This window comes from Rubrivirga sp. (assembly GCF_049648075.1).
Lineage (GTDB): Bacteria > Bacteroidota > Rhodothermia > Rhodothermales > Rubricoccaceae > Rubrivirga.
On the sequence record NZ_JBARYR010000584.1, the window covers coordinates 1 to 5054 of the forward strand.

The 5054-nt window shown below is 70.0% G+C and carries 5 protein-coding genes; 4 read left to right on the forward strand and 1 reads right to left on the reverse strand.

The window, feature by feature from the left end:
- The coding region (locus tag WBA11_RS16165) for a hypothetical protein (RefSeq protein WP_424521685.1) at window positions 1–211 on the reverse strand (211 nt) is incomplete at its 3' end.
- Between the two features lie 206 nt (window positions 212–417).
- Between WBA11_RS16165 and WBA11_RS16170 the strand changes: the two genes are divergently transcribed.
- The 4 genes from WBA11_RS16170 to WBA11_RS16185 all read left to right on the forward strand — a co-directional run bounded on the left by WBA11_RS16170 (window position 418) and on the right by WBA11_RS16185 (window position 4795).
- Window positions 418–870, forward strand: coding sequence for a DUF2147 domain-containing protein (locus WBA11_RS16170; protein WP_424521686.1), 453 nt, complete (start codon window positions 418–420; stop codon window positions 868–870).
- A 188-nt stretch (window positions 871–1058) separates the two neighbouring features.
- Complete coding sequence (locus tag WBA11_RS16175; RefSeq protein ID WP_424521687.1) at window positions 1059–1568, forward strand: HNH endonuclease; 510 nt, start codon at window positions 1059–1061, stop codon at window positions 1566–1568.
- Between the two features lie 168 nt (window positions 1569–1736).
- Complete coding sequence (locus tag WBA11_RS16180; RefSeq protein WP_424521688.1) at window positions 1737–2399, forward strand: fumarylacetoacetate hydrolase family protein; 663 nt, start codon at window positions 1737–1739, stop codon at window positions 2397–2399.
- Window positions 2400–2422: 23 nt separating this feature from the next.
- Window positions 2423–4795 (forward strand): DUF5686 family protein, encoded by a 2373-nt coding sequence (locus WBA11_RS16185; RefSeq protein WP_424521689.1) that lies wholly within the window; start codon window positions 2423–2425, stop codon window positions 4793–4795.
- The last annotated feature ends 259 nt before the right edge of the window (window positions 4796–5054 follow it).

Genomic DNA, 5054 nt, shown 5'->3' on the forward strand with positions numbered 1-5054 from the left:
CCTCGAGGACGAGCGCGGTCATCGCGCGGATAAACCGGCCCTGGGCGCTCGCAGCGCCCCCTTCGGCCGTCTGAGCAGACGCCGTGCCGACGACCAGGGAGAGCAGGGCGGCGAGTCGGAGCATGTCGAAAGATCGGGACTGGCTCTCAACGGCACCGGTCTGCGCTTCGTGCCGCCCTCGAGGACGAGCGTTGTCCTCGAAACCGGTCACCCCTGGACAAGCGTCGCGACGGACCGACCGGCCTGCGCCGGCCTCGAGGACGCGCGTTCACCTTCGGAACGGCTCGTTAACGCCGTACACTCGATATACGGAACCGCTTTCGTGAAGCGTTGGTGGTGAGGCTCGGCCTCCACGGCCTGGCACGCCCATTGATTCTCGTCGACCCGGACCCCGCTCTCACACCCCACACGCACTCGATGACTCGCTTCTTCACTCGCGCACTCGGCGCTCTCGCTCTCCTCGCCATCGCCACCCCCGCGTTCGCCCAGGCGAGCCCGGCCGGCTGCTGGGCCACCGTTGACGATGACGACGGCTCGGTCAAGTCGTACGTCAAGATCTACCAGAGCGGCAGCACGCTCGTCGGAGATATCGTCCGGCTGACCGTCAACGACGGTCGCTGCGTGGACTGCGCGGACCGCTACGACGGCCGCGTGCTCCGCAACGAGCGGATCATGTCCGGCTTCACGCTCGACGGCGACCGCTACGAGGACGGGAGCATCATCGACCCCAAGTCCGGCCGGACGTACAACGGCGTCATGAACTTGGTCGAGGGCAACAGCGACCGCCTGTACCTCCGTGGCTACCTCGGCATCCGGGCACTCGGCCGGTCCCAGACGTGGCGCCGCGCGGCGGCCTCGAACTGCAACTAGGGCTCGGCCCAGGTTAGCACGCCATTATGGCCCCTCGGATGCGGTTGCGTCCGGGGGGCTTCGTGTTATCATCGAATAGCGCGGCGCACGACGGAGTGCGCCCCGAGCCGCGGCGCCAGCCGCTTTGCCGCCTTCCCAGCGCCGTCCCCCCGCGACCTGCAGGCCCAGCGACCCCGAGGGGGGACGCCATGAGCGCGCTCTCCGGTCACGTCCTGGTCCTCAACGCCGACTACCAAGCGCTCGGCGTGTGCAGCGTCGAGCGAGCCGTGGGCCTGATGTTCTTGCACAAGGCGGAGCTGGTCGAGGAGCGGCTGGACCGCGTGCTCCGGTCGGCGCGGGCGTCGTACCCGTGGCCGAGCGTGGTCCGGCTCAAACGCTACATCCGCGTGCCGTACCGGAAGGTCCTCTTGACGAGACGGAACGTCCTGCGTCGCGACGACCACCGGTGCGTCTACTGCGGCTCGAGCGACCGGCTCACCATCGACCACGTCCACCCAAAGTCGCGGGGCGGCCGGGACACCTGGGAGAATCTCGTCGCGGCCTGCACGCGCTGCAACAACGCCAAGGGCAGCCGGACGCCCGAGGAGGCCGACATGCCGATGAGGAAGCGGCCGTTCCGCCCGAGTCATGTCATGTACATGCGCGACCTGGTGGGCTCGGGCGAGGACGCGTGGAAGCCGTACCTCTACGCGGCCTAGCCCGTCCTCGAGGACGAGATCCGCGCCCTCGAGGCCGAGACATTGATCGGCTGCCATCGAGGTCGGCACAGACGCTCCACGGGGCCTCTCTACGACCGCCGTGATGCTGGGAGTGGGCACGCGCGCCCTCGAGGGCGGATCTTCCCACCCTCAACTCTCCAACTCCCCATGACGCTCACCCTTCCTGACGGCCGCGAGGTGCGGCCGGGCAAAGTCTTGTGCATCGGCCGCAACTACGCCGCCCACGTCGCCGAGATGGGCGATGTCTCCGAGGCCGAGCCCGTCGTTTTCCTCAAGCCGTCGACAGCGTTGGTGCCGAGCGGGGGGGAGGTCGTCCTGCCGTCGCAGTCGGACGACGTGCACCACGAGCTCGAGCTCGTCGCCGTTATCGGGACCGAGGCGAAAAACGTCTCGGAGGCCGACGCCCTCGAGGTCGTCGCGGGGTACGCGCTGGGCCTCGACCTGACGGCCCGCGACCTGCAAGCGCAGGCCAAGGCGAAGAAGGGGCCGTGGAGCATCGCGAAGGGGTTCGACACGTTCGCGCCGCTCGGCCCGATCACGGCGGCGTCGGAGGTCGGCGATCCGCAGGCGCTCGAGATCGCCCTCGAGGTCGACGGCGACGAGCGCCAGCGCGGCACGACGGACCACATGGTGTTCAGCGTCGCCCGGGTCGTGTCGTTCCTATCGTCGGTGTTCACGCTCGAGCCTGGGGACGTGGTCTACACCGGCACGCCCGAGGGCGTCGGCCGCATCGAGGACGGCGACACGCTCCGCGCCACGGGGACCGGTTTGGAGGACCTGACTGTAACTGTCCGGCGCGCGTCTCGTTAGGCGGGCACACGCTCCCGACCTCGATGCGCTTCTTTCTGCTCGCCGTCCTCCTCGGAGGTACCGCCTCGTCACAGACGACCGTTGAAGGGCTCGTCACCGACGCCCAGACTGGGGAGGGGCTACCCGCTGCGACCGTCCGCGTCGAGGGAACGAGCCGGGGCACGATCACGAACCGCGACGGGGCGTACTCCATCGAGATACCGGCCGGAGGGGACACGCTCGAGGTCCGGTTCCTCGGCTACGAGACCGCCCGCCGAGCCGTGCCCGCCAGCGGCGTCCTCGACGTCGCGCTCGCGCCGGCCGTCGCGTCGATCGGGGAGGCCGTGGTGACGGCGGGCAACCCGGCCGAGAACATCATGCGCCGTGTGATCGAGCGGAAGGCGCGGTGGCAATCCGGTCTCGAGACGTGGCAGGCCGACGTCTACTCGCGCCAGACGATGAGCGCCGACGGCCAGATCATCGGCGTCATAGAGGGGCAGTCGACGGCGTTCTGGGTCCGAGAGGTCGGTTTCCGAGAGGTCGTGACGGCCAAGCGCACGACGGGCAACCTGAGCGCGATCCCAGCCGAAGCATTCGGGGCCGCGGAGCAGACGATCAACTTCTACGACGACGAGATCCCGTTCGGCGGCTACGACCTGATGGGGCCGACGAACCCGCGGGCGCTGAGCTTCTACCGGTTCGCCCTCGAGGGCCGGCGCGCGGTCGGGACCGACTTGATCTTCGACCTGTCGTTCGCGCCCAAGAACCCGCTCCAGCCGGGCCTCCAGGGACGCCTCTCGGTCCTGGCCGACGCCGACGCCCTGATCGCCCTCGAGGCCCGCCCGAGCGGCGCCGTCCAGTTCCCTCTCGTCAACCAGTTCGACCTAGCGCTCGAGCAGCAGTTCGCCTCCTTCGGCCAGTCCATCGAAGGCGAGCCGGTGTGGCTTCCCGTCGACTTCAGGATGGTGGCGTCCGGGAAGCCGGGGAACGCGCTCCTGCGGTTCCCGGACTTGGGCTTCGCGATCAGCAGTCGGTTCTCGGACTACGCCCTCAACGTCGCCGTGCCCGACTCGCTCCTGGCCCTCGAGGGCGGACGGGCGGCCGTGGACTCGGCGTCGGTCGCCCGAGCGCTCCCGGTCGCGGGCGTCGTCCCTCTGTCCATGGAGGAGGAGCGGGCCTTCGCGGAGATCGACTCGACCCGTTCCTTTACGGAGGCCATCCGCCCGACCGGTCCACTGGCTCGGTTCGTCAACATCGGCGTCTCAGGAGCGCCCGGCGACGGTGGCTCTCGTCCTCGAGGCGTCCGGTTCGGGTTCGACCCCGCCGCGTGGTACAATCGCGTCGAGGGCGCCACCTTGGGAGGCTCCGCGACGGTTCGGATCAACGGCCACCGCCTCACCCTCGAGGGCGCGTACCAGACCGGCGCCAACGACGTCGCCCTCGAGGTCGACGGGTCGGTCCGGGTCAGCGAGAGCGTCTACGCCGGGGCCGACGTGCACCGCGACGTGGCGAGCTTGGGACAGTCCATCTTCGTCGAGCGGTCCACGAACACGATCGCGGCGCTGACGGGCGGCGAGGACTACTTCGACTACGTCGAGCGGAGGGGAGCCCGCGTCTGGATCGGTCGGTACGGCCAGGCGGCATCGAGCCTGACCGTTAATGCGTGGGCGGCCTACGACGAGACGCGCTCGGCGAGCGTGACGTCGGACTTCTCGCTCGTCGGTGACTTGGCGCCCGAGACCGTCTCCGTCCTCGACGCCGACCGCTGGATCGCGCGGACCGGCGGCTCGGTCCGCATCGGGTCCTGGAGCGACGGGCTCAACAGCGGCCTGACCGGGCAGCGCGCGGCCGTCGTCCGGTTCGAGGGCGGGCGCCTGAACACGGCCGAGTTCTCTGACATCGACGACCCCGACGGAAACTCGACCTACGGCCGCCTCGAGGGCGAGGTCCGCTGGTCCCAGCCGACCGTCCTGCGCCGGCGGCTCCTGGCGCCCACGCTGCACCTGCGCCTGGCGGCGGGCACAGCGACCGACGGGTTGCCTCTCGAACGGTCGTTCGGCATCGACACGCAGCTCGCGGGATTGTCGTCGTTCGGCGCGTTGCGTGCCCGCGACGGCCGGATGCTTCTCGCTCGCCAGTACGCCCTGGTCGCCTGGGAGCACGATTTTCGGAGCGTCCCGTTCGAACTCTTCGGGTGGCGCGGCGCGTCGCCTCGAGGGCTGTCGTTCCAGATTCACGGTGCTCACGCGTGGGCCACCGGATCGCCCGGCGCGTTCGTCGAGCCCAGCGTCGTCCACCACGAGGTCGGCGCGTCGATCGGTGCCGGCTACGCGATCCCACTCCGCCTCGACGTGACCTACCGGCTCACGGACGACCCCGGATTCGTGGTCGGCTTCGGGATCGCGCGCCTGTTCTAAGGACCGGAGGACGCGCTGCTCGCGTCGCGCCGATGCCGGCTCGTCCTCGAGGGCGAGACTCGTCGGTCCAGACGTCTTGCCTCTGGAGGGCACCACGAGCCGAGGTCGCTCGTTCGGTCGGCGTCCGATCCGCTCGTCCGTGCGCGCTCTTCCGCTGGCCCTCCTCTGTCTCGCGATCGCCGCTCACGCGCAGCCCGTCCGGCCCGGCGTCTCGCTCCCCGCGCCCGCCGACGAGCGCGCTCCCGGACCGACCGTCACG

What these genes read in the sequence shown, in the direction of transcription:
- WBA11_RS16180 (WP_424521688.1), top strand. Translation starts at nt 1,737, where the DNA reads ATGACGCTCACCCTTCCTGACGGCCGCGAGGTGCGGCCGGGCAAAGTC.
- WBA11_RS16170 (WP_424521686.1), top strand. Translation starts at nt 418, where the DNA reads ATGACTCGCTTCTTCACTCGCGCACTCGGCGCTCTCGCTCTCCTCGCC.
- WBA11_RS16185 (WP_424521689.1), top strand. Translation starts at nt 2,423, where the DNA reads ATGCGCTTCTTTCTGCTCGCCGTCCTCCTCGGAGGTACCGCCTCGTCA.
- WBA11_RS16175 (WP_424521687.1), top strand. Translation starts at nt 1,059, where the DNA reads ATGAGCGCGCTCTCCGGTCACGTCCTGGTCCTCAACGCCGACTACCAA.